The organism is Bacillus sp. ISL-39, assembly GCF_018613295.1.
GTDB lineage: Bacteria > Bacillota > Bacilli > Bacillales > Cytobacillaceae > Mesobacillus.
Window position 1 is genome coordinate 65,540 of sequence record NZ_JAGGQM010000009.1, and the last position, 24,651, is coordinate 90,190.

Here is a 24,651-nt window from a genome sequence, read left to right on the forward strand (position 1 = left end):
AAAAATGAAAGTAGCCATCATCGCCTCTAACGGCGGAATGTTCGACGCATATAAAGTATTCAATATAGCGACTGCGGCAGCAGCAACAGACGCAGAAGTAGGAATTTTCTTCACATTTGAAGGGCTTAACCTGATCCATAAGGAAGCGCACAAGCAGCTGCCTATGCCAGCAGGAACAGAGCACTTCCAGGAAGGCTTCGCAAGAGAAAACGTTCCTCCTGTAGAACAGCTAGTTGAAATGGCAGCAGAAATGGGCGTCAAGATGATTGCCTGCCAGATGACAATGGACGTTATGTCTCTTGAAAAAGACCAGTTTGTTGAAGGGATCGATGTGGGCGGAGCAGCTTCATTCCTTCACTTCGCAAGCGATGCAAACATTACATTGACATTCTAAAATCAAAGCATGACAGGAGGAATGAAATGGTACAGACAATCACAGCAAAAGAATTAGCTCGAAAAGTCATTAACCATGAAGACCTGTTTATCCTTGATACAAGAAATACAGATGACTTCGATGATTGGAAAATCGAAGGCCGCAATGTAAAAGTCCATAATACGCCGTATTTTGACCTGCTTGAAGGTGTGGATCCCGTAAAGGATGTTTTGCCGAAGGATCAGGAAATTTACGTCGTATGTGCAAAAGGTGGTTCGTCAGAATTCGTTGCCGAACAAATCGAAGAGGCCGGCTATACGAATGTTTACTCTATCGAGGGCGGCATGAAGGCCTGGAGTGAACATTTAGAGCCTATCAAGATTGGCGATCTGAAAAATGGCGGATCGCTTTATCAATTCGTCCGTATCGGCAAAGGCTGTCTTTCCTATCTTGTTGAATCAAATGGCGAGGCTGCGATCATCGATACAAACCGGATGATTGAACAGTATGAGGAATTCATGTCAGGCAAGGACTTCAAGCTTGTAGCCCTGCTTGATACCCACCTCCATGCTGACCATATTTCCGGCGGTAAGAAGCTTGCTGATAAAGTGGGAGCTAAATATTACCTACCGCCTAAAGATGCAGAAGAAGTGACATTCCAATATGAACCTCTTCAGGATGGCGATGAAATCAAGGTTGGAAACACCGTGATCCAGGCTTTGTACTCTCCTGGTCATACAATCGGAAGTACTTCGTTCATCATTGATGACCAATATCTGCTGACAGGTGACATTCTGTTCATCGACTCCATCGGACGCCCTGACTTAGCCGGTCTGGCTCAGGACTGGGTAGGCGACTTGAGGAATACTTTATACCAGCGCTATAAAGAACTTGCAGATGAATTGCTTGTCCTGCCCGCCCACTATATGGGAATCAATGAGATGAATGATGACGGCAGTATTTCCGAAAAACTTGGCGTTCTTTACGCCGAAAATCACGGATTGCAAATCGACAGTGAAGATACGTTCAGAAAGACCGTAACCGAAAACCTACCGCCACAGCCTAACTCCTACCAGGAAATAAGGCAGATGAATATGGGGAAAATCAACCCGGACATCGAAGAACAGCGGGAAATGGAAATCGGTCCAAACCGTTGTGCTGTTAGATAACTCGATAACCGGAAGCGCTAGAGTGGGAAATGTTAAGAAAGAGGGTACCTTATGTGTAAGGTACCCCTTTTAATAAGGCTTTTTCCATAAGCATCGTGCTGATCAGGACGTTTATGGAAAAAGCTTTAACGAACAATGCAGGAGAGGATACTATGACTAAGTTGACGATTATCCAGCAAAACGACACACATGGGAGCCTGGAACTCCATCATGAACTATTCTGGAAGGAGAACCAGCCTGAACTCCGTAAAATAGGTGGTTTCCCGAGGATCGCAAAATATGTCAAGAATCTTAAATCGCAAAATGAAAATGTACTATTCCTTGATGGTGGGGATCTTTTTCATGGCACGCTTCCTTTGGTCGCTTCAAAAGGACAAGCCATTTTGCCAGCATTGAAGAAAATGGGGCTGGATGGATGGGTCCCCGGCAACTGGGATTTTGCCTATGGTAAGGAGCAATTTTCTTCACTGGCAAAAGACCTGCCTTTCCCGACAATTGCATGCAACGTAAAAGAGGAGAATGACAATCAGTCATTTTTAAAGCCATATATCATTAAAAATCTTAAGGGCATCAAGGTAGGTGTCATTGGACTTACCTATCCTTATGTTGACGAAACCATGCCTGCAAGCTTTTCAAAAGGCCTGGTATTTTCAAAAGGAGTGGAAGAGACCCGTCAATGTGTTGATGAATTAAAAGGCAGCGTGGATCTGATCGTGCTGCTGAGTCATATGGGTCTCCCGCTTGATGTTGAACTGGCTGCGCTTATTGATGGAATTGATATCATCTTATCGGGCCACAGCCATGACAGGGTCGAAAAGCCAATCACTGTAAACGGATCTCTGGTCGTCCAGGCAGGATCCAGTGCTTCCTTCATTGGAAAGCTGGAAATCAACCTGGAAGGCGGAAAGCTGGAAAGCTATCAGTACGAGCTGGCAGCCATAGATGAAAGCTTCCCTGCAGATGAGGAGATGGAGGAAATCATTGCGGATATCCTTAAGCCATACAGCAGGGAGCGGAATCATGTAGTGGGCAGGACAGAGTCGATTTTACACAGGATGACCTTGAATGAAGCCCCGATGGATCAATTGATTACGGATGCCTATCTAAATGCGTACGATAGTGATTTGGCGTTTTCACATGGCTGGAGGTACGGTACCCCGCTCCCTGCAGGGGATGTGACCGAGTATGACCTGCATACGATCATTCCCACGAACCCTGAGATGTTTACGCTGGAGATGACAGGAGAGCATCTGATGAATACTCTTGAGAAGAATCTTGAAATGGTTTTTTCGAGAGACCCATTCAAGCAAAAAGGCGGATATATTCTCAGGTCCTCAGGATTATTCATGTCCTTCAAGCCTTATAATCCGGAAGGAAACAGAATTCAGAAGCTTCTTGTTGCCGGGCAGGGGATTGACTTGAGAAAGAACTACAAAATTGCGGGGGCAGGCAAGCAGCTTTTTAAAGGCGCTGAAGCTGATAAAACCTATCATGGTGTCCATGCAGTTGATATTATTAAGCAATTTTTAAAAGAAAAAGGTACATTCAAAGCAGATGGAGAACCAAAAATCCTGAGCACCTAAAATCCCTTGGTTTAATGGACATTTCGGAGGCGGAGCAGAGCCAAAATGTCCATTAAACAAAAAAAGTCGCGGGTAAATAACCGCGACTTTTCTTATTTAACCCCAGTAAGGTCCTTCATCATTTTCTCATCCATCGGGCCAACTATTTTCTTGATAATCACTCCGTTTTCATCGAGGATGTAGCTGGTTGGGATGGTAAATGCCTGGTAGGTAGTTCCTGCATCACCCTCTTCATCAAGAGGGATTGGGAAGGTCAGTCCATACTCATCGACGAATTTCTGAACTTCATCCACACCTTTATCCATACTAGTCAGGTTAACCGCAAGAATTTCCACTCCGTCATCTTTATGTTCTTCATAAAAATTTTGCATATGCGGCATTTCTGCTTTACAAGGAGGGCACCAGGTCGCCCAGAAATTCAAGATCACCTTTTGGCCGCGGTAATCTGAAAGCTTTACAGGCTGGCCGTCAAGTGTAGTTAACTCAAAATCAGGTGCCTCAGCCCCTTCACGCAACGAAGACAGCTTCGCGCCTGGAATATCTTCAGTTGTTTCTGCAGATTTGCCTGCTGGAGCTGTTGTGTTTTTTTCACTTTCTGTTGATCCCGGTTTCCAGATATTCACGACCAAAATGACAACAGCCAGTGCTAAAATCGCAAATGATAAAAGATTTTTATTCAATGCTGAAATTCCTCCTTATTAAAACGCTGAAAAATGATTAAGTAAATTCCGAGTACGAAAATCAACAGATTCTCCACAGCCAGTAAATTGGAATAAAGGCTAATTATCAGTGCTTCGAGCATCAAGAACAATATAGCGTACTCAGCGGTAAGCTTTATGTTTTTTAAGTAAAACAAAATGAACAACACCAATAGGATGGCCTGGATTGCAGCCGCGAGGAAATCCTGTGAAAAGGCAAATAATCCTGTCCAATATAGTAAAAAGAATATAAAGTACCCAGGGAGATATTCCTCAGCTTTGATGGTATTTCCCTTTTTCTTTGTTAACCAAAATAAATATATTGCGATTCCTAGAAATGCTAAAATCTGGCCTTCAGTACCGCCGTTAAAGTAAAGAAGGGAGAATGGGGTGTCGATGAACAGTTTAAAATTGAAGACTGCATAACTGAGTTTATAAATCGCAATGTAAATGAAGAAGCTATTCCAAAACCAATCATCGATACTCTTTTTTTCCTTGACACGGTAAATCAAGGCTCCGATAAAAATGGCGGCAAACGCTGCAAGCAAATCTGCAGGCAGCGTGAATCTGCCCAATGTTATATAGTTCAAGCAACATCACCTTTTTTTGGCTGGTCTGGCGTGAAAGCAACCTGATATTGGATATTAATACTTCCAATGACAGATTGAATCATGCCGCAATTTTTCAGGACAAGTCCGGCAAGCTTTTCAGCCTGACCAGCATTATCCGCGGTATCAGTCTGGACTCTCACATGGAATGTCATTTGTTCGATCCGGTTTGCCTCTTCCGGGTTCCTGGCTGCTGACACATGCACGTCAATCCTTTTATAGTCTATTCTCTTTTTGACAAGAATATTTGCGAGCACTGATGTGCTGCACCCTGTTAAAGAGGATACGAACAATTCCATAGGCCGGTATCCCATTTCGGTGTTCGGAGATATTGGCAGGAATCCATATTCCATTTGTCCAATAAGCTTTCCGTTATAGTAGGTAAATTCCATCACAATCGCTCCTTTTTTACGAAAACTGCTTTATCAACCAGTATGTGACCTGATTGTTAAGGAATGATTAAGATTTGCGATAGATTGGAATCGTTACCCAAAATGTGTGATGATGCCCATCTGTATCAACGCCGATTTCTCCTTGATGGGCGTCAATAATGCTTTTTGCGATGGCAAGCCCGAGTCCTGCACCATCAGCTTTTGTGCTGCGGGACTCTTCAAGTCTGTAAAAACGTTCGAAAATGAGTTCTTTCGTCTCGGGATCAATGCATGTTCCTTTGTGGGAAAAAGTGATCCTGTACACCTTGCCATCTGGTTTGGCTTTGATTGATAGATCCCCGCCCATATCATAATCTATGATATTTTGAATCAGATTGGACATGACTTGTTTTAATCCGTCTTCATGGCCAAAAATGGGGGCATGTTCTATATGCTGGCTGACTGTCTCGAATTTGTTCGATAATTTCAGTTGAAAGGCTGCAAGTGATTCTACCATGACTTGTTTAATATCAATCTCTTCAAACTGCTTCTCAAGAAAGTAAACCTCTTTATTCCACGCGTCCAGCTCGGCGATCAGGTCGACAATCCGCGTAATCCGCCTGGACTCTTCCAATAGAGAACCGAACAGCTCACGGTCTCCGGTCAATACACCATTATGAAGGGCTTCAAGGTAGCCGTTGATATTCGTTAACGGGGTCCTTAACTCATGGGCGATATCCCTGAGCATTTCCTCACGCCGTGTTTGCACCGCAGAGAGCGTTTCGGTCATGGCGTTGAAATTTGAAACGAGCTCACCCAATTCACCGCTGGCGTGAACATCGATCTTAGAGGGAATTTTTCCTTCCTTTATTTGATTGGCAGCAACAGCCATAGTCTTGACGGGCATCACGATCCGCTTTACTGAAAAATAATGCAAAAGCCCGGCAATGACAAAGGCAACGACACTCACTTTTACCAGGAAGGAATTTAATGTGTCAACCAGCTGTGTCCCTGTCACCTGTTCGCTATTGACAAGAAAGCAGGCATAATCTTTTACTGATATCCCTGCAAGTATAATAACCAGCAGGATGACGACACTATTGACTGCGACAAGCTTGGATAACAATAAATTCGCCATGCTTTTAATTCGCCGCAAATTTATACCCCATTCCTCTTACAGTCTGAATATAATCCTTCGGCGTTTTTTCTTTTATTTTTTCACGGAGATTTTTTATATGGACGTCAATGGTCCGCTCAGTAACGGCTTTTTCGTTGTTTTCATAAATGGTATCGAGTATTTGCGTCCTAGAAAGGATTTGACCAGGATGCTGCATGAACATATGAAGAAGCCTGAATTCAAAATTGGTCAAATCGAGCTGTTCGCCATCGATCATTGCCAGCCCTTTAGCCGGTTTAATGGTCAGGCCAGTAAAAGTCAGCTTCCCGCATCGGCTTGCCGTCCTTCTAAGCACCGCTTCAATCCTGACCATCAACTCCGCTGGACTGAATGGTTTTACGACATAATCATCGGCACCAAGCTTGAAGCCTTCGATCCTGCTCTTTTCAGAAGCTTTTGCGGTCAGCATGATGACAGGCATCATGCTTTCGAGGTCATTGCGGAGCCAGCGGCAAATTTCCTCACCGCTTTTGCCGGGGAGCATAAGGTCAAGGATGAGGATGCATGGATCATATTTTTCAATCATTTCCTGTGCAGCAATCCCATTGTCCGCTTCAAGGACCTCGTAGCCTTCATTTGTTAAATAAATCTTTACAAGCGTACGGATTTTAGGATCATCTTCGACAACCAGTACACTTTTGCCAACCAGTTCTTTCTTCACTGTATAGGTCACTCCTTAATACTGCCTTATATCAACTATATAAGTTGAACTAGAAAGTTTAACTTTTCATTTCGCTCCAGGTGCTTCGCTTTCCGCGGGAAGAATTAAGTGCAAATTCTTCCTTGGCGGCCTGGGAGTCTCCTCGGCGCAAGCGCCTGTGGGGTCTCCCACTGACCTTTCATCCCGCAGGACATTGGTTGAGCTTCCACGAACCCGCCCACGCACGATGGAAATGTGCCAGCATTTTCGAGGAGTCTACGCACATTCCGCTCCATTTAATCGATAATGGTTAAGTTCAACTTATATAATAAAAAGCATTACAGCAGGAATTAAACTCCGAATAAGCTGTAAGCAGACAGCCAGGCACTGATTTTCTGCATTTGCCCGGAAAGGACAAGGAAGCCCATTCCTACCATAATCATACCATTCACAAGTGCAAGCTTAGAAAGATATTTGTTGATCTTCTTGATTGCTTTTAATGAATAAGAAATGACAAAAGATATGATTAGAAAAGGAACTGCCATTCCAAAAGAATAAGAAGTCAGCAGATACATTCCCTGATATAAAGTATCGGAAGAACTCGCCAAAAGCAGGATAGATGAGAGTGCGAGGCCGACACAAGGTGACCATCCGCTAGCAAACGCCATACCAAGGAACACGGAACCAAATGCACCTTTCGATTTGGTTTCGGATTGAACCTTCTTTTCCATCATCAGAAACTTAATGTTCAGCAAGCCGGCCATCTGCAAACCGAAAATGATGATCAGCAATCCTGCGATTTGCATGACGATTGTCCGGTAATTTGCGAAAACCTGTCCAAGGAAAGATGCCGAGGCACCCATGACGATAAAAATCAAACTAAAACCGACGATAAAACCAAATGAACGGGTAAATAGTGTTGTGCGATCGACTGCAACTTTCGATCCCTCAATCTTTCCGCCAGTCAAATGTGTTATGTAAGCAGGGAGAAGAGGGAAAACACAAGGTGAGAAGAATGATAAAATTCCAGCAGTAAAAGCAAAAAATAAACCGATTTCTGTCATATAAATAGTCACTCCTTTTCTGTTATCTATATTGTGATGTATTTGTTAAGGATTAATTAAGAATACTAAAAATATACCCCTGTTGGTATGGTGTGTTTTTATTGTATAATGACTGAAGATAAGTTTCAAATTTATTCACTTATTTTTGCCGACACGGTTTTTCGTGCTTTTGATTGCTAGTATACTGCTTCAAGGAACATAAGAAAAGCGCAAGCGCCTTGGCAGCCCCGACAAGCGTTGCCCGCCTATAACGCCACTTCGTGTGGCTGGCGGGTCTGGCACTTCCTGTGCTTCAGAGGGCCTGACAGTGAAGTCGTTCTTTGACTTCATTGGCAGGACCGAAACGACTCGAGGAGGTAGGAGCCGCAGCTAGACAGACGTCTCGAGCTGCTCAAAGCTGACGCTTCTCGCAAGATACTCGAGGAAGAATCTCGGAGATGAAAACGGCTAGGCGCTGGAGCTGGACAATTCTCTAAGTTGAAATGATATACATTCTGATACTAAAAAAACCTAGGAGTTCTCCTAGGTTTTACTGAACAATATTTCCTCTTACAACTTAAACCCTGTGTGGTATAATGCCAATTAATGATTTAAATTTCTTCTGATACCGAAATAGGTAAACAGGGAAACAGTGGATAATATGGACAAAGAGGCAATTTCGAATTTAACGTCGCGATATGTGACGGAATCATCCTTGGTAAAGTACATCAAGCCGAAGATAAAAACAGATAATACAATAACGGTAATGACAATATCTACTTTTTTCATTTTATTCCCTCCAATTCTATAGTATAAAGGGGTGCGATCATATTGAATCTGGAACACTTAAAGACTTTTATTGCTGCTGCAAAATATGAGAGCTTTTCCCAGGCAGGGAAGATGCTCAATCTTTCCCAACCAGCCGTCAGCCATCAAATCAGTCAGTTAGAGACTTATTACAATAAACAGTTATTCATAAGGGCCAATCGTAAAATCAAATTATCAGAGGCTGGCAAAACATTGTATGAACATGGCCAGCAGTTGATTGCGTTGAATGAGAAACTGGAAAAAATCCTTGCGGAAGGAGACTCAAGTCAAACAATCAAGATTGGATGCAGCAATACGATCGGCGAATGCCTTATATCGAAAATGGTTCAGGATTTCATCAAGCTGAATCCTGATATTAAAAGCAACCAAATCCAGATCACCATCGGAACATCTGTCCACATTACAGATTTGCTGTATGCTTCTGATATTGATCTTGCGCTTGTCGAGGGACAGGCCGGCCGATATGACTTCATTTCTCATGAGTTCTATGATGACCTGCTCGTTCTGGGTGTTTCTCCACAGCTTAGGGTAGACCCGGAAATCCAGGACCCTGCCAAGCTCGAAGAAATGACCTGGCTGATCAGAGAGCCAGGCTGTGCAATGAGGCAGGCAACACTGGATCTATGGAATGGATTGAACATCAAACCGAAATCCGTCCTCGTGTATAATAGCAACACGCTCATCAAAGAAGGCGTGAAAAATGGACTTGGTGTAGCTGTCTTTTCCAAGCTGGCGATATGCCCCGAGGTAAAAACAAGACAGCTTATGGTCAGTTCTTTCAAAGACAGGGACCGTTTCCGCCCATTTTACCTGTTAAGGAAGGATAAACAGTTTAAGTCCAATCTTCATGAGAGATTATGGGACTATATAAAAGAATTAGATGAAAATCCTAATGCTCCCTGTTAAGAAGCATTAGGATTTTTCTTTTGTGCAGCAACAGCGTATATAGGATGGTTCTAGCCAAATGCGATCGAGCTAGTTGTTCTTATTCTTTATCTTTATCTTTGTTTTGTTCAGCCAATTCCATTTCGAGTTCCGTTTGGATTGAAAGGGACTTATGCTCGTCAGAAGCCAGGTAATCGATGATTTGCTGTCTCTCTTCATCGGTCATTTTCGCTCCGTTTCCTTTCATACGGTCAACAACTGATGTCCACGCCTCAGCACCTTTACTGTTGTTCCTCATGATACGGCCGATATCATGGCAAGTCAGGCAAGTGCCCAGGAATGCTTCTTCATTAATATTCCTTGCATCAGGGAATACGAGAGTGGAAGCTTTTTTGATCTTGTTTGCTTCTTCCTCATTGCCTTTTTGGTTTGCAAGGAGCTGCTCTTTGGGAACATTAGTCTTAATGGCGATTCCGTTCGGGTTCAAACCTACAGGAATGGTCTGCCTGAAATCTTTTTTCTTTGTCAGATCAATCTTCGTAAGGGTTTTGTCACCCCAGTTCGATCCGAACATCATGCTGCCATCCGGGCTCCAGTTGAGCCAATGGATATTTTGTACGCCCCAGATTTTCCTCACGATCTTATAGTTATCTTCCGGATCCATTACAGTCAGATACCCTGCACCATTTTGGGAAGTATACCAGTATCCATCTGGGCCAAGATAAGGGATATTTGTTCCCGGACCTGTTTTAATGGTTTTAATGAACTTTAGTTTATCTGCATCAATGATGGAAATGGATCCATCATTACGGTTCCCTGTAACCAAATCATAAGTATCGCCCATGAAGCTTACGTTGACCGGCTTAGGGATATCTCCGATTTTCTTTAAAAGCTTCTCGGATTCAGCGTCATAGATTGCCACTTCATTGTCGGCAGTATTGGATACTGCAACAAGTTTTCCATCGTTTGACATATCCAGACCGGAACCAGTTCCCTTTCCGTAGTCTGTCTCCGTTCTTTCGAGGTATCTCATGTCACCTGTTTCGATGTCGATGACTGTAATGAAAGATTCAGCCTGCAAGCTGACAAACAGCTTTTTGCCGTCAGGAGTGACATTCAGATCCCTTGGCTTTTTACCAACATCCTTGAAGACTTTTACAAGTTCAGCTTTTTCAGCATCGATCATTCCAACCGCTCCAACACCATTCAAGGAGGTAAAAGCGTATTTGCCATCTCTCGAGAATGTCATATGCTGTGGTGCAGGATCACTGTCAAAGCCGGGGAAGTCGATGTCATGTGCCTCTAGTGTCTCCATGTTGATGGCTAATACGCTTGTTCCGTAACGCTGTGTCGCAAAAGCCCATGTCTGGTCTTTGTTCAGGTGGACATGGTGAGGTGTACCAGAGCTTTGAAAGTATTTTACTGGATTGCCAGTTTTAATATCAGCGATGGCAATACCGTTACTAACTTCGTTTGCTGACAAGATCCAGCCTTCGCCGTCCCAGTCCTTATTGGTATCCGCGTTTCCGTTCGGCTGGTCTTTCCACCAGTTCGAAGAATAGTCCTCATGGATTGGAGGAAGTTCTTTATTGTTTTTATCATCAAGTGATGTATCTTTCACTGCTGCTTCAGAGCAGGCAGTAAGAGAAATTGAAAGTAGTGCGAATGCTGAGAGTTTCAAGATTTTATTCATTTATGTTTTCACCTCGCTTTTGGTTTTTCTTAGAACCACCCAACAAGCAGGACTAGTACAAGGGCAGTCGTAGTACCCCATGTAATCCATACTCCTGGATGTGTAAGCCATTGAGTTTTATCATCCACACGTGAAATGCCCTGGGCAAGTCCGTATGGACAAACCTTACAGAATGAGTTCCTGGCCTTGTAAGATAAAGTTGTAAATAGAACAGCAGTTGAAGTTACAAGGAAGAAATATTTATTCATTTTAAAGTTAACGAGTGATTCCCAAATCGTGATGGGATTGTAAAAATAACTTACTGTCGCATAAGCCATGAAGATGCTTACAACGAAAGCCAGCAGGAAGGTTACCGCTTTTCCTTTCTCACCTAATTTTGCTTCAATCTTGTTCAAAAGCATGCTGAAGGTATTGTGCGGGCATGCATACTGGCAAAACGCCCTGTACACGATCAGCGATAGTGCAAGGAAAGCCATCAGGAACAAGAATAAGAAAACGAAAAATAGATAGCCAGCTTCATAGGATAATTCGAAGCCAAATAAGAACAATTTTTCATTGTCGATATCCATCCTGAAGCCGTTCCAGAATGGAAGAGTGAAAATAATGATAAAAAATGCCCATCTTGTTATAGTTTTACCCACAAGAATCCTCCTTTCCTTATCTGTAGTCCTCTAAGTATTCATAAACTTTGTCGATTTCTTTCTCTGTATAAAGGTGTCCGATCGCAGGCATCGTGTTACGACCTTTTTTGATGACATTCTTGATGTCCTCTTCAGGCATCCTGTCGGTCACACCTCTCAAGTCAGGTGCTGCACCCGTAGCATGGCAGCTCAGGCAAGTGCCTTCAAAAATAAGCTCTCCTTTATTATCCTGGGGAGCTGCAGCAGGTTCGACCGCAAGCTTTCCGGGCATGAAGATCGCATACCCAATCGCCCAGATGGCTACAACATAAAATACAGCTACCAGGAGTTTAGGCACTTTATTGTGTTCAATTTTAATACCAGAGACGATATCCGCCTCTTTGCTATCATGTTGCTGATATTCTTTTTTCATTTTTTACACCTGCCTTTAAAATGCTGTGATAGAAAATCATTACCTTAAACCGCCGGGGCTTAAGGTAATGGCTATTAAAACGAGGCTTAGTTATGGTCCTTTGATTTTGCTTCTTCCCGTTCTTTCTTGTACTCTTCCAATCGCTCTTCTGTTGGCTTGAGGCTCATCAAGTAAGCGACAAGGTCATCAAGTTCCTGATTCGATAGATAATCGAAAGATGGCATGATTGTTCCCGGGCTTGTTGATTGGGGATCAATCAAATGCTGGCGCTGCCAGTCTTCGTTATATTTCAAGCCAACCCACATTAAATCCGGACCTGTACGGTTAGATCCCAAGAGATGGGGTAAATCATATTTGTAGTCGCCGCCTTTAGTTACAGGACCAAGGTTTTGGTTCGTGTCAGCAGGCAATGCTCTTACAAATTGTGTATGGCAAGTCTGGCAGCCATTTTGTACATATATTTCTCTTCCTCTTGCTTCAGCAGAATCCTCTGGATAGTTGCGGAGCTCACCGCTCGCAGTCGCAGAGTTGATTTCCTGGTCGAAGAGGGGAAGGATGACCGTTCCGGCTACACCGAAAGTCCATAGGATTAAAGCAACGATTAATACAGCTGATGGTTTACGTTCCAACGTGTTCCCTCCTCATTAAGCAGAAGCAGCTTGCTGCTGTGCTTGCTGTTTTTTCTCAAGTTTTGCAAGTTTGATAGTTTTATACATATTCCATGCCAGGAAGAATTGAGCTACATACATCATTGTTCCACCGATTGCGCGGCCTTGTACGTAAGGCTCCATCATCAATACAGTCTGCAGGAATGGAACACCTTCGATCCATGCGAATCCTTGGACAACTCCTGCGATCCACAATGAGAATGCGAATACTAGGAAACCAACAGTAGAGAACCAGAAGTGAGCTTCCATTGCTCTCTTGCTGAACATCTCGCGTCCAACGATTTTAGGCAGGATGTAATAGATTGCTGCGAAAGATGTGAAAGAGAACGCACCGAATGGTCCCATATGTGCGTGCCCGACAGTCCAGTGAGTGAATTTAATGACTGAACTTACAGATGGAAGGGCTTGCAATGGTCCCTGAAGACATGCGAACAGGTAAAAAATCGTTCCCGCAACCGTGAAACGGAGCGGCACGCTTGTTCTTGTCTGGGACCAGGAACCTTTCATCGTTCCCCAGAAGTTGGCTAGAACTGCCCATACCGGAATCAATAGAACGATTGAAGGAATAACTCCAGCTTTTGAAATCCAGCCTGGAATCGGTCCATTCATCAAGTGGTGAGGGCCATTCCAAACATAGAATGTAGCGATTGCCCAGAAACCAATCATGGATAACTGGTGGCTGTATAACGGACGTCCAGTCAATTTAGGCAGCAGGTAATAAATCTGTCCAACACCGACTGTTGTCATCCAAAGGCCGATTGCGTTATGGCCTAAGAACCAGCCCATCAGACCTTGCTGCACCCCGCTTGGAATCCATTGTGCCGGGAAGTTGCCGACAATCCAGGTCAAAGGCAGCCATAGCAATGAACCTAGAAAATACCAGAGGCTGACATAAAGCATTTTTTCCTGGCGGCGTCCAACTGTCTTGAAAAGGTTATAAGCTACAAGTCCAATTGCGACAAGAAGCTGAACGTCTACCCATAATGGAAATTCGCCGTATTCGATGACCTCGGTTTGGCCCAAAAGCAATGCGAAGAAACCTTCCAAAATGACAATGTTATAAAATACTAGAGCGAAATTCCCCATCTTCTCGCTATAAACCCTCGTTTTAGCAAGCTTTGGAATCATGTAGAACATAGAGCCTACATATGCCATCGATAACCATGCATAGATGACAAGCATAACGTGGGCAGAACGCACGTGCCCGTAAGTAAACCAGCGATTGTTCAACAATTCTGGCCAAATTTGTTTTGTTGCAGTAAGAAGTCCCATGCTCATGCCGATGATGATCCAGAAGACAGCAGCGATGAACCAGTTCTTGGAAGAACTCCATTTTTCGTCTGTAAACATTTTGACACTCCCCTGTTCATAAAATAAACACAAATATTTCACAATTTCTTCACAATCTGCTATGTTACATGATACATCCCATACAGAAATAAAGTTATTCAAGTTTTTTATAGTGTTATCCAAATGTTTTATACTAGCTATATAACTGGAAAAAACACGCGTTAATTTACAATTTTGTAAAAAAAAAAACAGAGCGAATGGATTTCGCTCTGTCAGGGGATTATTAATTTTGTTCTTCTTTTTTATTATACTTTCTGCGCAGTGTATCAAGGACGAAGATAATCAGGATAGGGACTCCGATATAATAAAGAAAATCGAAGTAAAAACCCAGGGATTGATGTTCCATTTGCTTACCTCCCAAATTAATTTGAACACATTGTAATCCCAAAGATTTTATTTTACAACCCCTAAAATATACTCTGGACGGTTTCCGATATTTCTGTTAGAGTAATTCGATAGTATAGGACAATTTTCAATAAGGAGGTGCAATTATGGTACCTGGAGCTTGGCTCTTACTGATGGTTATGTTCGCATTCACTGCTTCAGCAGGGATTGTCTGGGCCTGGAGCAAGAAAAACGGCCTTTACGATGAAAGTGTAAAATATAGAATGCTTGATGAAGACTAATCAAGCCTGGATCAAATCTTTACAATCTGCTAATTATAAAGGTTCATTTCTCCAGGCTTCTATTTCTTTTTACTATCCCACTATTACTTCTTCTAACTCAATTCACTTTACTATCTCTTATCTGACTAGGTGCTTTTTCATAGCTTTCTTTATTCCAGAAAACTATTTCCTTCTATATAAATATGTTATCAGCTGCATGTCTTTTTCATTTCTTAACTCAAATTCCATTCAACAATCCAAAATTGAAACATATGATGATATTATCCGTGTCATAAAGCTGTTTTCTAAGGTTATGATTAATTATGATAAAAAAAGTCATAAAAAATTCATAATTACGGTTGACAAAGGTATTGATTTTATATAATATATACCCTGTGAGGTATTTAATAACGTAATCACGTTAGAAAAGATATTATATTTTTTTGCAGTCATAAATACCCGTTACCGTAATTAAAGAGGGGAAGAGAGATAATGGGAGAACAGAAAAAAACCACAATTATTTTATTCAGTGGGGATTATGATAAAGTCATGGCTGCTTACATCATTGCTAATGGTGCCGCTGCCTATGATCATGAAGTGACGATTTTCCACACATTTTGGGGATTGAACGCTCTAAGGAAAGATGAGCCAATCCAGGCTGACAAAGGCTTCATCGAAAAGATGTTTGCCAAGATGATGCCAAGAGGCGCGAACAAATTAGGAATGTCAAAAATGAACTATGCAGGCTTCGGACCTAAAATGATCAAGGATGTAATGAAGAAGCACAATGTAATGCCGCTTCCAGACTTGATTGACATGGCAAAAGAGCAGGATGTCAAGCTTGTTGCTTGCCAAATGACAGTAGACTTATTTGGCCTTAAGCAAGAAGAAATCATGGAAGGCGTTGAGTTTGCTGGTGTAGCAGCTTACCTTGCTGATGCGGAAGACGGAAACGTCAACCTGTTCATCTAATAGATACTATTAATTGGAGGTCGACAAATGGAAACTGTTAAAACAAATGCTACAGTCGACGCAAAAGGGCTTGCATGCCCAATGCCGATTGTCAGAACGAAGAAAGCAATCAACAATTTAATACCTGGCGAGGTTTTAGAGGTGCTCGCAACGGATAAAGGTTCTAGGGCGGATATCCAGGCTTGGTCTAAAAGCTCTGGCAATCAGTATCTTGGAACCATCGAAGAAGGCGATGTTCTTAAGCACTATATCCGCAAGGGCGGTTCAGGTGAAGAACAAGAAGAAACAAAATATCCAAACATTGTTTCAAATGATGATGTTGTCAAGAAGCTTGAAGCAAATGAGGATGTTGTTGTCCTTGATGTAAGAGAGCCGGCTGAATATGCATTTGGACACATTCCAAATGCAGTATCTATTCCATTTGGTGAACTTGAAAGCAGACTCGAGGAACTTGATAAGTCCAAAACAATCCTTGTTGTTTGCCGTACAGGCAACAGAAGTGACATGGCATCCCAGACACTTTCAGGCAAAGGCTTTGAGAAGGTTTGGAATGTAGTGCCAGGCATGTCTGAATGGAATGGCCCAACTGAAACAAAAGTACAATAATTTATTTTTTTATAAAAACCATACCCAGGGAGGTAAAATAGTTTATGAAAGCAATGACGTCTAAAGAAATAACAGAAAAAGTATTCAATAAAGAACCATTTTTCATTCTTGATGTCCGTAACGAGAGCGACTTCAACGACTGGAAAATTGAAGGCGAAAACTTCGAATACCTTAACATCCCATACTTCGATCTTCTTGACGGAGTAGAAGAAATCCTTGATAAAGTACCTACTGATAAAGAAGTTCTAGTTGTATGTGCAAAAGAAGGTTCTTCAGTAATGGTCGCTGAAATGCTTGATGAAGCTGGCCGTGAAGTATCTTATCTTCAAGGCGGTATGAAAGCATGGAGTGAACACCTTGAGCCAGTAAAGGTTGGAGATCTTAAAGATGGCGGAGCAATGTACCAGTTCGTCCGCATCGGAAAAGGCTGCCTTTCATACGCAGTAGTTTCTAACGGTGAAGCAGCATTGATCGACGCAACAAGAATGACAGATGTTTACCTGGACTTCGCAAAAGAGCTTGGCGTTGAACTCAAGCACGTTTTTGATACACACCTGCACGCCGACCATATTTCCGGCGGCAGAAAAATTGCGGAAGCAACAGGTGCAGCATACTGGCTGCCTCCAAAAGACGCTGATGAAGTAACATTCAATTACCAGCCTCTTGAAGATGGCAACAATGTAAAAATCGGTGAAACAAACATCGACATCAACGCACTTTATACACCGGGCCACACAATCGGTTCTACATCTTTTGTTGTAGATGAAAAATATCTTCTATCCGGGGATATACTATTCATTGATTCAATTGGACGTCCAGACCTTGCTGGTAAAGCAGAAGACTGGGTAGCAGACTTGAGAAACTCACTATACACTCGCTACAAGCAGCTTTCTGATGAGCTTGTCGTTCTTCCTGCACACTTCATGATCATTGAAGAGTTGAATGAAGATGGCAGCGTATCTGAAAAACTAGGTACACTTTTCGCCAAAAACCATGGCTTGAACATCGAAGACGAGGCTGAGTTCAGAAGACTTGTGACTGAGAACCTGCCGCCACAGCCAAATGCATACCAGGAAATCCGTGAAACAAACATGGGCAAAATCAACCCAGACGATGAGAAGCAAAGAGAAATGGAAATCGGACCAAACCGCTGTGCGGTAAGATAAATCTGGATTAGGGGGCTTTGCTCCCTGATCGTTATTGAAAAATACAATTTTTTATACAACCAAGGAGGATTTTAACATGAACGTAGCAAAAGTATTAGACGCAAAGGGACTAGCTTGTCCAATGCCAATCGTAAAAACAAAGAAGGCCATCACTGATCTTCAATCTGGAGATGTACTAGAAATCCATACAACTGATAAAGGCGCTGTAAAAGATTTAGCAGCTTGGGCACAATCCACTGGAAACGAACTTCTAAAGCATGAAGAAGAAAACGGTGTGTTCAAGTTCTGGATGAAGAAGGCGTAATTGAACGAAAGGGGGAGCTCGTCTCCCTTTTCTTATGCGTTTTTTGAATAGGGAATGCTTCGAGGCATTCCTGTGGAAGTAGTTATCTACAAAAAGGAGGAAGCCCGATGGATTTCACATATCTTATTGTCATCTTTCTAATTGGTTTTATCGGTTCTTATATTTCCGGGATGGTTGGAATCGGCGGTTCAATCATTAAATACCCAATGCTATTATACATTCCGCCATTGTTCGGCATTGCTGCATTCAGCGCGCACGAAGTTTCAGGGATCAGTGCGGTCCAGGTTTTCTTCGCGACAATCGGCGGTGTCTGGGCCTACCGTAAGGGCGGATACCTGAACAAGACCTTGATTATTTATATGGGTTCCGCGATCCTGGTCGGTTCCTTGATCGGAAGCTACGGTTCCCGCTTCATGTCTGAAGGCGGCATCAACCTAGTCTACGGTATTCTTGCCTTGATTGCTGCTGTTATGATGTTTGTTCCAAAGAAGGGCGTAGATGAGATCCCGCTCGACCAGGTTACTTTCAATAAATGGCTGGCAGCAATCTTTGCATTCATCGTTGGGATTGGAGCGGGTATTGTTGGAGCTGCCGGAGCATTCTTGCTGGTGCCAATCATGCTTGTTGTGTTGAAGATTCCTACTCGAATGACAATTGCAACATCACTTGCCATTACCTTCATTTCTTCAATTGGATCGACAGTGGGTAAGCTAGCCACTGGCCAGGTGGAATTTTGGCCGGCATTGATCATGGTAGTGGCCAGTCTAATCGCATCGCCAATGGGTGCAAATGCTGGTAAGAAAGTGAATACTAAGATTCTTCAATATATCCTCGCATTCTTGATCTTAGGTACTGCAATCAAGATTTGGATGGATATCCTGTAAGATTTATTTAAACAAGACTCCGCTTCTGCGGAGTCTTGTTTTTTTTTGAGATAAACTTACATTGGTTATTTAGACAGTTTTTAAGGTGGATAGCCCAAAGCTGTCAAAAAAGCGAGGTTATTATGACGGGTTTCAAGCTGTTAGCCCCAAAGCTGTCAAGAAAGCGAGGTTATTATGACAGGTTTTAAGGATAAGAGTGAAAAGACATGATCCAACTTCAGACAGGTTTGAAGGAAAAGCAAAAAAAGTTGTCAGAACATGGTCCAACTTCAAACAGGTTTGAAGGGAAAACGCAAAAAGTTGTCCGAACTTGATGCAATCTTGGCCAAGATTAAGAGCGGAACAGCAAAAAGTCGTAGCAACAGCCTCCTATCGAGCTAGTATAAAGGTATTATTTAGGTAATTATGGAAATATAGTTAATTTTTATAGAGCAATATTGATAGTTAAGCCTTTCGACTCACGAAAAAAACTATCAAACGATACTTTATCCCTATTTAGAATATACTGAATATTTTATATTATTTAGGAAATAGAAACATTCTAAATAGGGAGTGAATGAATTGTTAAAAGTCCTTTCAACATCAGCGTTATCACTTGCCTTGGCTGGAAGTGCAGTTTTTGTAGGAATCAATGGAACTGACACAACGGCTAAGCAAGAAAGCAAATATCACATCGGGCTGGCCGACCATGTTGGCGCTTCTCCTGAGCTAACCGAAAAAGCAAAGGAATTGGGTATCGATCTATCGAAGGTAGACCCTGCAGAGAAAGCCGCGCAGAATGGCACAAAGTTCCAGGAGCCTGGAGACAATCATGTTGCCTATAAGGAAGCAACAGGTGATATTCCGGTACTCGTTCTTTTGGCAAAATATCCTGATGGGGATGAGCCAGTTGGAGATATGCCAGGACAGGTGCCTGCAAAGTATTATGAAGATCTAATCTTCGGTACTGAATACAATCCGTATGAGTTAGAGCAATTCAAGAAATACGATGGACCAGATGTACCAAAAAATCGTACAATGCAAAATGCCTATAAGGAATCAAGCTACGGAAAAACCAACCTTGTCCGCAAAGAAGATACTGAATTTGTATGGGTAGAAATGCCGAAGGGCGCTTCCTATTATTTAGATCAGGAAGGTAAATACGCAGAAAGCGGTAAATACGTACTTGGAAACGAAAACGGCGATGCACATACTGGTGAGTTCATTCGTGACCTTTTGAAGGCAGCGGACGACCAGGTTGATTTCTCACAGTATGCAGAAAATGGTGAAGTACCAAATATCTTCGTCGTACACGAAGGAACTGGAGCGGAATTCAGCCGTGACCCTGCTCAATTCTGGTCTCACAAGTGGAGCCTGTTAAGTGCATTATTCTATGGAAAATACTATGAAACTGGAAAGCCTGCTCCACAGCATGAGGGGATCAGCCAGTCAGCATGGATCGACCGAACGATTAAAGAAGACATGACTTACGATGGCGTACTCGTAAACAACTACAACATCCAGCCAGGAATCGGCGGCAACGTAGCAGGTTTTGACGCTGCAACGAAGACATATAAAGAAGAAGCGAAAACGGGTCCATTCCCTGCTCAAACTGGGGTATATGCACACGAATTTGGACATGCTTTAGGCCTTCCTGATTTTTATGACACTGTTTATACTTCAGAGGGTGTTGGCAACTATTCAATGATGGCAGGCGGATCATGGATGCGCTATCCAGATGCAGCTGTTTATGGCGGAAACTCGCCTACACACTTTGATCCGTTCTCAAAGATTTTCCTTGGATGGGTAAATCCTGTCGAAGTTAAGCCAGAGGATGGAGTACAAACAATCACATTGCCTCCGGTTAACAAAGCATCCGCAGACAACGCGATTGTGAAGATGGAAGTTCCAGGCTCAAATGGAACAGAATACTTCCTGTTCGAAAACGTCCAGCAGGATGGATTTAACCAGGGATTAATCCGCCAGGGCAAAGACTCTAAAGGGTTGCTTGCATGGCATGTAGATGAAAATGTCATCAATCTTTACCAGACTGCCGGATTCCGTCCGAACAACGTAGAAAACTGGATGAACAAGCGCTTCCAGTTCAACCAGTCACAGACTGCCAGCAATGGTGATGTAGTCACTCACTACGGATTGTCAGTCCTTCAGGCAGATGGCCTGTATGAGCTTGAGAAGAACCTTAACCGCGGTAATGCAGGTGACTTCTTCAAGACTGGCAGCAAAATCACTCCAGTAAGCGGAAATGTACACACTGGTTCTTACTACTTCTGGAAGGGCTTTAGTGATACACCTGCTGACTCTGGAATCCATGTGACTGGCATTACAGAAAATGCAGATGGCTCAATTACAGCTAAATTCTTCTACAACTTTAATTCAAGCGTAAAATAAACCAAAAAAACCTGAGCAGGGAATTCCTTTGCTCAGGTTTTTTATTCTTCATTCATTTATTATCGGTACAAACACTTCCAAATGGCTCTGTAGCACTCTCGCCTTAAATGGCAATGGCTCGCCTTCTTCACCGTCGATATTCACCACATGGTGTTTGCCGGAAGTTACATTAAGGAAGGAGCTTCGTATATATTCTACTTCTTCACTTTCCTGCAATTCTCCCTTCATAAGGGATGGGATCAGTGCAGCAATTTTCGGGACAGACATCTTTTTAATAATGAATGCATGAAACTTTCCATCATTCACGCTGGCTTTAGGGGCAAGGGCCTCAAACCCGCCAACAGAATTCGTTAGTGCAGCAATCAGCAGGAAAGTTTGGCCTTCCCATTTCCCGCTATCGTGTTCAACGCATAATTCGATTGTCTCACCACTTAGGAACGATTTCGCCCCTTCCATAAAATAAGCAAGTGGACCAAGTCTTGTTTTCAATTCAGGACTCACACTATAAGAGGCTTCTGCAATCGCACCGACTGCTATGACATTGGCGAAGTAATGTTCATTGATTTTGCCTATATCTACTGGCCGGAGGTTTTGCCCATCCAGAATAGAAATAGCTTCATAGGGGTCCAGCGGAATGTTGAGAGCCCTGGCAAAATCATTGACCGTACCAAGTGGGATGATGCCGAGAGCAGGCCTGTGGGCTTGTTCAGCCAGTCCATTTATCGCCTCGTTGATTGTCCCGTCCCCGCCCATGGCAATGACAGCATCGTATAAAGCAACGCAGGCTTCGGTAGCAAATGCAGCAGCATCGCCTTCTTTTTCGGTTCTTCGAATATCTATATCATTGTACTGATTTCTTAAGGTTTCCTCTACTTTTTCAGCGTAGTCAGCCGCTTTTTCTTTTCCTGAAGATGGATTCAAAATAATCATGGCTTTCATCCAGGATTAACCTCCCCAAAATCTATTCACAGAAATAAGTATTTTATCAACCCTATTATTTACCTTAAAATGAATCACTATAAACCGCTTAGTCCGGGAGTAGGAATGGCACGCATTATTACAGAATTAAAAAATGAAGCAAAACGATGATTTAGTGAGAAAGGCTGTGATTTGGTATAAATAATGCTTTAAATTGAATAAAAAGGGTCATTTTTGGCGTTCTGTTCTTGTTTACAAGTAGAATATGGGAGGAGTATGATTACAACAGTTTCAGATTTCTATACAAAAATTAAATGAGTTTCATATTTCTAAATCGCTGAATCCAATTGGAGCGGGGGAACCAACTTTGTGGATGCAATCCACTTGGGGTGAGGCCTGAATGATAGGCGGGGCTATTCTGAGCCCTAATCCGACAGCTAACTCCGTAAGCGTTGCAGATGAGGAAGATGAAGCTTGTGTGACAGGTTTGTTCAAAGTCCACAAGGCTGCTATCTTTTAGCCTCTGTGGGCTTTTTTGTTTTGCTGTATTTTAGATATGCCGGCTATTTGAAAATTCCAGTTTGAACAAAGTCCCTGCAAAGAAATATTAGACGCATGGTTTCCTCATACTAAGGAAAGAAGGAAGGATCATGAGGAGGAATTTGTTTTTCAGGATGGATCCGCCGAAAGTACTTGTTTTTGGATTTGGAGCCATTATTTTGTTTGGGACAGTGTTGCTGTCATTGCCATCTTCAACAGTCGATGGCAAAGGACTTCCTCTTTTAGATGCGTTATTTACGGCAACTTCAGCAACCTGTGTAACAGGCCTTGTCGTCGTGGACACAGGCGATACCTTTACGCGGTTTGGGGAAATGGTCATCCTGTCGATGATCCAGGTCGGCGGACTGGGGTTCATGAGTTTCGCCACTTTGCTTGCATTTATTTTAGGGAAAAGAATTTCCTTTAAAGAAAGACTGATCATCCAGGAGTCATTGAATAACGCGACGGTTGAAGGGATTGTCAGACTTGTCAAACGAATATTCCTTTTTACAGCGGCAGTCGAAATCGCTGGCGGAATCATCCTTACTCTAAGGTTTTCACAGGAGATGGTTGCGGGCAAAGCGATTTATTTCGGTTTTTTTCATGCCGTATCGAACTTTAATAATGCTGGATTTGATTTGATGGGTGGATTCAATGGGCTCACTGCATATGCTGAAGACCCGGTCGTCAATCTTACCATGGTCACTCTTATCAGTTTGGGCGGGATTGGATTCATTGTCATGAATGAGCTTTTTGACTATCGCAGGACTAAAAGGCTTTCCCTGCATTCAAAAGTCGTTTTGGCATTATCAGCTGTTTTGGTGTTTGGAGGAGCTGTCCTGATTTTTATCCTGGAATTTAACAATCCTTCCACCTTGAAGCCGATGACGATGACTGGTAAAATATTCGGAGCGCTTTACCAGGCTGTCACACCTAGGACAGCTGGATCCAATACATTAAATATCCCTGACTTGAAACAGTCGACCTTATTTTTGATCATCTTCCTGATGTTCATTGGCGCTTCGCCGGGTTCTACGGGCGGAGGAATCAAGACCACCACCTTTGCAGTCCTGATTGGTGCAGTCAGATCACAAATTCGCGGCAGGGAGGATATCACATTCTTTGGCAGAAGAATGGACCTAAGCATTGTCTCCAAGTCGTTGACGATTACAATGATTTCACTTTTTTTAATAGGATTGGTTACAATGGTGTTGACTGTCACTGAACCAGGTAAAGATTTTTTGATGATATTCTTTGAGGCAGTTTCAGCCTTTTCAACAGTAGGGCTTTCAATGGGCCTGACCCCTGAGCTGTCACCATACGGAAAAATATTAATAACGATTACGATGTTCGCTGGCCGGGTTGGTCCGCTGACACTGGCTTTTGCAGTTACGAAAAAAAGAAAAGAGGATCATTATCGATATCCAGCTGGAAAAGTGATGATTGGGTAGGAGGATATTATTATGGCAAAGCAGTTCGCAGTAATTGGAATGGGACGTTTCGGGTCCAGTGTAGCGACCACTTTTTATCATGAAGGACATGAGGTTCTTGCGATTGATAAAAGTGAACAGCATATCGAGGACTATAAGGAGTTTGTTACCCATGCGGTAATCGGCGACTCAACGGACGAGCAGACGTTAAAGGCAGTAGGAATCAGGAACTTTGATACCGTCATCGTGGCAATCGGTGACGACATCCAGGCAAGTATTCTTACCGTCCTTATTTTAAAAGAAATGGGTGTTGCCAATGTCGTTGCCAAAGCCCTTAACAAACACCATGCGCAGGTACTGTTCAAGGTTGGCGCGGACAAAGTCATCTTCCCGGAACGGGATATGGGGGAGAGAGTTGCCCACCAGCTGATGGCTTCACCCAATGTACTGAACTTTATCGAGCTATCGGATGACTATAGTATCGAGGAAATCAAACTTCCGATGAGCATGGCAGGGAAGAACCTGATTGAAATTAATTTGCGTGCCAAATATAATATCACGGTTATCGGCGTGAAGACCGCTAACAAGGTCGACATCTCTCCAGATCCAGAGAAAACGCTTAGAGCAGAGGATATCCTGATTGTATTAGGCGAGAATGGCGATTTGAACAGGTTTACGAAAATTAAATAATGTAATCGA

27 protein-coding genes and 1 riboswitch are annotated in these 24,651 nt (G+C 42.9%); of the genes, 13 read left to right on the forward strand and 14 right to left on the reverse strand.

Annotated elements, in window-relative coordinates:
• Positions 1–4: 4 nt before the first annotated feature.
• The 3 genes from J7E37_RS09405 (at position 5) to J7E37_RS09415 (ending at position 3,125) form a co-directional block, all read left to right on the forward strand.
• Positions 5–394 (forward strand): DsrE/DsrF/DrsH-like family protein, encoded by a 390-nt coding sequence (locus tag J7E37_RS09405; RefSeq protein ID WP_214776434.1) that lies wholly within the window; start codon positions 5–7, stop codon positions 392–394.
• A 26-nt stretch (positions 395–420) separates the two neighbouring features.
• On the forward strand, positions 421–1,542 hold the full coding sequence (locus J7E37_RS09410) for an MBL fold metallo-hydrolase (protein WP_215023692.1): 1,122 nt from the start codon (positions 421–423) through the stop codon (positions 1,540–1,542).
• Positions 1,543–1,694: 152 nt separating this feature from the next.
• Positions 1,695–3,125, forward strand: coding sequence for a bifunctional metallophosphatase/5'-nucleotidase (locus J7E37_RS09415; RefSeq protein ID WP_215023694.1), 1,431 nt, complete (start codon positions 1,695–1,697; stop codon positions 3,123–3,125).
• A 92-nt stretch (positions 3,126–3,217) separates the two neighbouring features.
• Here J7E37_RS09415 and J7E37_RS09420 read toward each other — a convergent pair whose 3' ends face one another.
• The 7 genes from J7E37_RS09420 to J7E37_RS09450 form a co-directional block, all read right to left on the reverse strand.
• Positions 3,218–3,805, reverse strand: coding sequence for a redoxin domain-containing protein (locus J7E37_RS09420; protein ID WP_214776437.1), 588 nt, complete (start codon positions 3,803–3,805; stop codon positions 3,218–3,220).
• Positions 3,802–4,413 (reverse strand): hypothetical protein, encoded by a 612-nt coding sequence (locus tag J7E37_RS09425; RefSeq protein WP_215023696.1) that lies wholly within the window; start codon positions 4,411–4,413, stop codon positions 3,802–3,804. Before J7E37_RS09425 ends, J7E37_RS09420 begins: the two co-directional genes overlap by 4 nt.
• Positions 4,410–4,823, reverse strand: a complete 414-nt coding sequence (locus tag J7E37_RS09430; protein ID WP_215023698.1) for an OsmC family protein — start codon at positions 4,821–4,823, stop codon at positions 4,410–4,412. Before J7E37_RS09430 ends, J7E37_RS09425 begins: the two co-directional genes overlap by 4 nt.
• A 67-nt stretch (positions 4,824–4,890) precedes the next feature.
• Positions 4,891–5,958, reverse strand: coding sequence for a HAMP domain-containing sensor histidine kinase (locus tag J7E37_RS09435; RefSeq protein ID WP_215023700.1), 1,068 nt, complete (start codon positions 5,956–5,958; stop codon positions 4,891–4,893).
• Positions 5,945–6,640, reverse strand: coding sequence for a response regulator transcription factor (locus J7E37_RS09440; RefSeq protein WP_353050003.1), 696 nt, complete (start codon positions 6,638–6,640; stop codon positions 5,945–5,947). The genes J7E37_RS09435 and J7E37_RS09440 overlap by 14 nt, the downstream gene beginning before the upstream one ends.
• A 329-nt stretch (positions 6,641–6,969) precedes the next feature.
• The gene (locus J7E37_RS09445; RefSeq protein WP_215023702.1) at positions 6,970–7,683 is read right to left on the reverse strand and encodes a cytochrome c biogenesis CcdA family protein; all 714 of its coding nucleotides are present in this window, start codon (positions 7,681–7,683) and stop codon (positions 6,970–6,972) included.
• Between the two features lie 582 nt (positions 7,684–8,265).
• Positions 8,266–8,451, reverse strand: a complete 186-nt coding sequence (locus J7E37_RS09450) for a hypothetical protein (RefSeq protein ID WP_214776442.1) — start codon at positions 8,449–8,451, stop codon at positions 8,266–8,268.
• A gap of 42 nt (positions 8,452–8,493) precedes the next feature.
• On the opposite strand from J7E37_RS09450, the gene J7E37_RS09455 reads away from it, so the two are divergent.
• On the forward strand, positions 8,494–9,396 hold the full coding sequence (locus J7E37_RS09455) for a LysR family transcriptional regulator (RefSeq protein WP_215023704.1): 903 nt from the start codon (positions 8,494–8,496) through the stop codon (positions 9,394–9,396).
• A gap of 79 nt (positions 9,397–9,475) precedes the next feature.
• Here J7E37_RS09455 and J7E37_RS09460 read toward each other — a convergent pair whose 3' ends face one another.
• The 6 genes from J7E37_RS09460 to J7E37_RS22240 form a co-directional block, all read right to left on the reverse strand.
• Entirely contained in the window at positions 9,476–11,068 is a 1,593-nt protein-coding gene (locus J7E37_RS09460; protein ID WP_215023706.1) for a beta-propeller fold lactonase family protein, read from the reverse strand.
• Positions 11,069–11,097: 29 nt separating this feature from the next.
• Positions 11,098–11,709 (reverse strand): 4Fe-4S binding protein, encoded by a 612-nt coding sequence (locus tag J7E37_RS09465; RefSeq protein WP_214776445.1) that lies wholly within the window; start codon positions 11,707–11,709, stop codon positions 11,098–11,100.
• Between the two features lie 16 nt (positions 11,710–11,725).
• Positions 11,726–12,121, reverse strand: coding sequence for a c-type cytochrome (locus J7E37_RS09470; protein ID WP_214776446.1), 396 nt, complete (start codon positions 12,119–12,121; stop codon positions 11,726–11,728).
• 86 nt (positions 12,122–12,207) lie between these two features.
• Positions 12,208–12,750: a cbb3-type cytochrome c oxidase subunit II gene (locus J7E37_RS09475; protein WP_214776447.1), complete on the reverse strand. Its 543-nt coding sequence runs from the start codon at positions 12,748–12,750 to the stop codon at positions 12,208–12,210.
• Between the two features lie 15 nt (positions 12,751–12,765).
• Positions 12,766–14,139, reverse strand: a complete 1,374-nt coding sequence (locus J7E37_RS09480) for a cbb3-type cytochrome c oxidase subunit I (RefSeq protein WP_215023708.1) — start codon at positions 14,137–14,139, stop codon at positions 12,766–12,768.
• 223 nt (positions 14,140–14,362) lie between these two features.
• Complete coding sequence (locus tag J7E37_RS22240; protein WP_285290312.1) at positions 14,363–14,485, reverse strand: hypothetical protein; 123 nt, start codon at positions 14,483–14,485, stop codon at positions 14,363–14,365.
• A 145-nt stretch (positions 14,486–14,630) separates the two neighbouring features.
• Between J7E37_RS22240 and J7E37_RS22245 the strand changes: the two genes are divergently transcribed.
• The 7 genes from J7E37_RS22245 (at position 14,631) to J7E37_RS09510 (ending at position 21,064) form a co-directional block, all read left to right on the forward strand.
• Complete coding sequence (locus J7E37_RS22245) at positions 14,631–14,765, forward strand: hypothetical protein (protein WP_285290313.1); 135 nt, start codon at positions 14,631–14,633, stop codon at positions 14,763–14,765.
• 471 nt (positions 14,766–15,236) lie between these two features.
• Positions 15,237–15,716, forward strand: coding sequence for a DsrE/DsrF/DrsH-like family protein (locus tag J7E37_RS09485; RefSeq protein ID WP_214776448.1), 480 nt, complete (start codon positions 15,237–15,239; stop codon positions 15,714–15,716).
• Positions 15,717–15,743: 27 nt separating this feature from the next.
• Positions 15,744–16,322 carry a sulfurtransferase TusA family protein gene (locus tag J7E37_RS09490; protein ID WP_215023710.1) on the forward strand — a complete coding sequence of 193 codons (579 nt, stop codon included), beginning with the start codon at positions 15,744–15,746 and terminating at the stop codon, positions 16,320–16,322.
• Positions 16,323–16,366: 44 nt separating this feature from the next.
• Positions 16,367–17,488 (forward strand): MBL fold metallo-hydrolase, encoded by a 1,122-nt coding sequence (locus tag J7E37_RS09495; protein ID WP_215023712.1) that lies wholly within the window; start codon positions 16,367–16,369, stop codon positions 17,486–17,488.
• A gap of 76 nt (positions 17,489–17,564) precedes the next feature.
• A complete protein-coding gene (locus J7E37_RS09500; protein WP_144478685.1) occupies positions 17,565–17,792 on the forward strand; it encodes a sulfurtransferase TusA family protein in 228 nt (75 codons plus the stop codon).
• 107 nt (positions 17,793–17,899) lie between these two features.
• Positions 17,900–18,676, forward strand: a complete 777-nt coding sequence (locus J7E37_RS09505; protein ID WP_214776451.1) for a sulfite exporter TauE/SafE family protein — start codon at positions 17,900–17,902, stop codon at positions 18,674–18,676.
• A 552-nt stretch (positions 18,677–19,228) separates the two neighbouring features.
• Positions 19,229–21,064 carry a M6 family metalloprotease domain-containing protein gene (locus J7E37_RS09510; protein ID WP_353050004.1) on the forward strand — a complete coding sequence of 612 codons (1,836 nt, stop codon included), beginning with the start codon at positions 19,229–19,231 and terminating at the stop codon, positions 21,062–21,064.
• A gap of 48 nt (positions 21,065–21,112) precedes the next feature.
• Here J7E37_RS09510 and J7E37_RS09515 read toward each other — a convergent pair whose 3' ends face one another.
• Entirely contained in the window at positions 21,113–22,003 is an 891-nt protein-coding gene (locus tag J7E37_RS09515) for a diacylglycerol/lipid kinase family protein (RefSeq protein WP_215023716.1), read from the reverse strand.
• Positions 22,004–22,307: 304 nt separating this feature from the next.
• Positions 22,308–22,449: riboswitch (cyclic di-AMP (ydaO/yuaA leader) on the forward strand.
• 183 nt (positions 22,450–22,632) lie between these two features.
• On the opposite strand from J7E37_RS09515, the gene J7E37_RS09520 reads away from it, so the two are divergent.
• Together J7E37_RS09520 and J7E37_RS09525 are read left to right on the forward strand one after the other, a co-directional pair.
• Complete coding sequence (locus J7E37_RS09520; RefSeq protein ID WP_215023718.1) at positions 22,633–23,973, forward strand: TrkH family potassium uptake protein; 1,341 nt, start codon at positions 22,633–22,635, stop codon at positions 23,971–23,973.
• A 12-nt stretch (positions 23,974–23,985) separates the two neighbouring features.
• A complete protein-coding gene (locus J7E37_RS09525) occupies positions 23,986–24,642 on the forward strand; it encodes a potassium channel family protein (protein WP_214776455.1) in 657 nt (218 codons plus the stop codon).
• The last annotated feature ends 9 nt before the right edge of the window (positions 24,643–24,651 follow it).

What these genes read in the sequence shown, in the direction of transcription:
- J7E37_RS09430 (WP_215023698.1), bottom strand. Translation starts at nt 4,823, where the DNA reads ATGGAATTTACCTACTATAACGGAAAGCTTATTGGACAAATGGAATAT.
- J7E37_RS09515 (WP_215023716.1), bottom strand. Translation starts at nt 22,003, where the DNA reads ATGAAAGCCATGATTATTTTGAATCCATCTTCAGGAAAAGAAAAAGCG.
- J7E37_RS09450 (WP_214776442.1), bottom strand. Translation starts at nt 8,451, where the DNA reads ATGAAAAAAGTAGATATTGTCATTACCGTTATTGTATTATCTGTTTTT.
- J7E37_RS09490 (WP_215023710.1), top strand. Translation starts at nt 15,744, where the DNA reads ATGGAAACTGTTAAAACAAATGCTACAGTCGACGCAAAAGGGCTTGCA.
- J7E37_RS09485 (WP_214776448.1), top strand. Translation starts at nt 15,237, where the DNA reads ATGGGAGAACAGAAAAAAACCACAATTATTTTATTCAGTGGGGATTAT.
- J7E37_RS09470 (WP_214776446.1), bottom strand. Translation starts at nt 12,121, where the DNA reads ATGAAAAAAGAATATCAGCAACATGATAGCAAAGAGGCGGATATCGTC.
- J7E37_RS09520 (WP_215023718.1), top strand. Translation starts at nt 22,633, where the DNA reads ATGAGGAGGAATTTGTTTTTCAGGATGGATCCGCCGAAAGTACTTGTT.
- J7E37_RS09415 (WP_215023694.1), top strand. Translation starts at nt 1,695, where the DNA reads ATGACTAAGTTGACGATTATCCAGCAAAACGACACACATGGGAGCCTG.
- J7E37_RS09445 (WP_215023702.1), bottom strand. Translation starts at nt 7,683, where the DNA reads ATGACAGAAATCGGTTTATTTTTTGCTTTTACTGCTGGAATTTTATCA.
- J7E37_RS09480 (WP_215023708.1), bottom strand. Translation starts at nt 14,139, where the DNA reads ATGTTTACAGACGAAAAATGGAGTTCTTCCAAGAACTGGTTCATCGCT.
- J7E37_RS09410 (WP_215023692.1), top strand. Translation starts at nt 421, where the DNA reads ATGGTACAGACAATCACAGCAAAAGAATTAGCTCGAAAAGTCATTAAC.
- J7E37_RS09525 (WP_214776455.1), top strand. Translation starts at nt 23,986, where the DNA reads ATGGCAAAGCAGTTCGCAGTAATTGGAATGGGACGTTTCGGGTCCAGT.
- J7E37_RS22245 (WP_285290313.1), top strand. Translation starts at nt 14,631, where the DNA reads ATGGTACCTGGAGCTTGGCTCTTACTGATGGTTATGTTCGCATTCACT.
- J7E37_RS22240 (WP_285290312.1), bottom strand. Translation starts at nt 14,485, where the DNA reads ATGGAACATCAATCCCTGGGTTTTTACTTCGATTTTCTTTATTATATC.
- J7E37_RS09505 (WP_214776451.1), top strand. Translation starts at nt 17,900, where the DNA reads ATGGATTTCACATATCTTATTGTCATCTTTCTAATTGGTTTTATCGGT.
- J7E37_RS09500 (WP_144478685.1), top strand. Translation starts at nt 17,565, where the DNA reads ATGAACGTAGCAAAAGTATTAGACGCAAAGGGACTAGCTTGTCCAATG.
- J7E37_RS09495 (WP_215023712.1), top strand. Translation starts at nt 16,367, where the DNA reads ATGAAAGCAATGACGTCTAAAGAAATAACAGAAAAAGTATTCAATAAA.
- J7E37_RS09405 (WP_214776434.1), top strand. Translation starts at nt 5, where the DNA reads ATGAAAGTAGCCATCATCGCCTCTAACGGCGGAATGTTCGACGCATAT.
- J7E37_RS09460 (WP_215023706.1), bottom strand. Translation starts at nt 11,068, where the DNA reads ATGAATAAAATCTTGAAACTCTCAGCATTCGCACTACTTTCAATTTCT.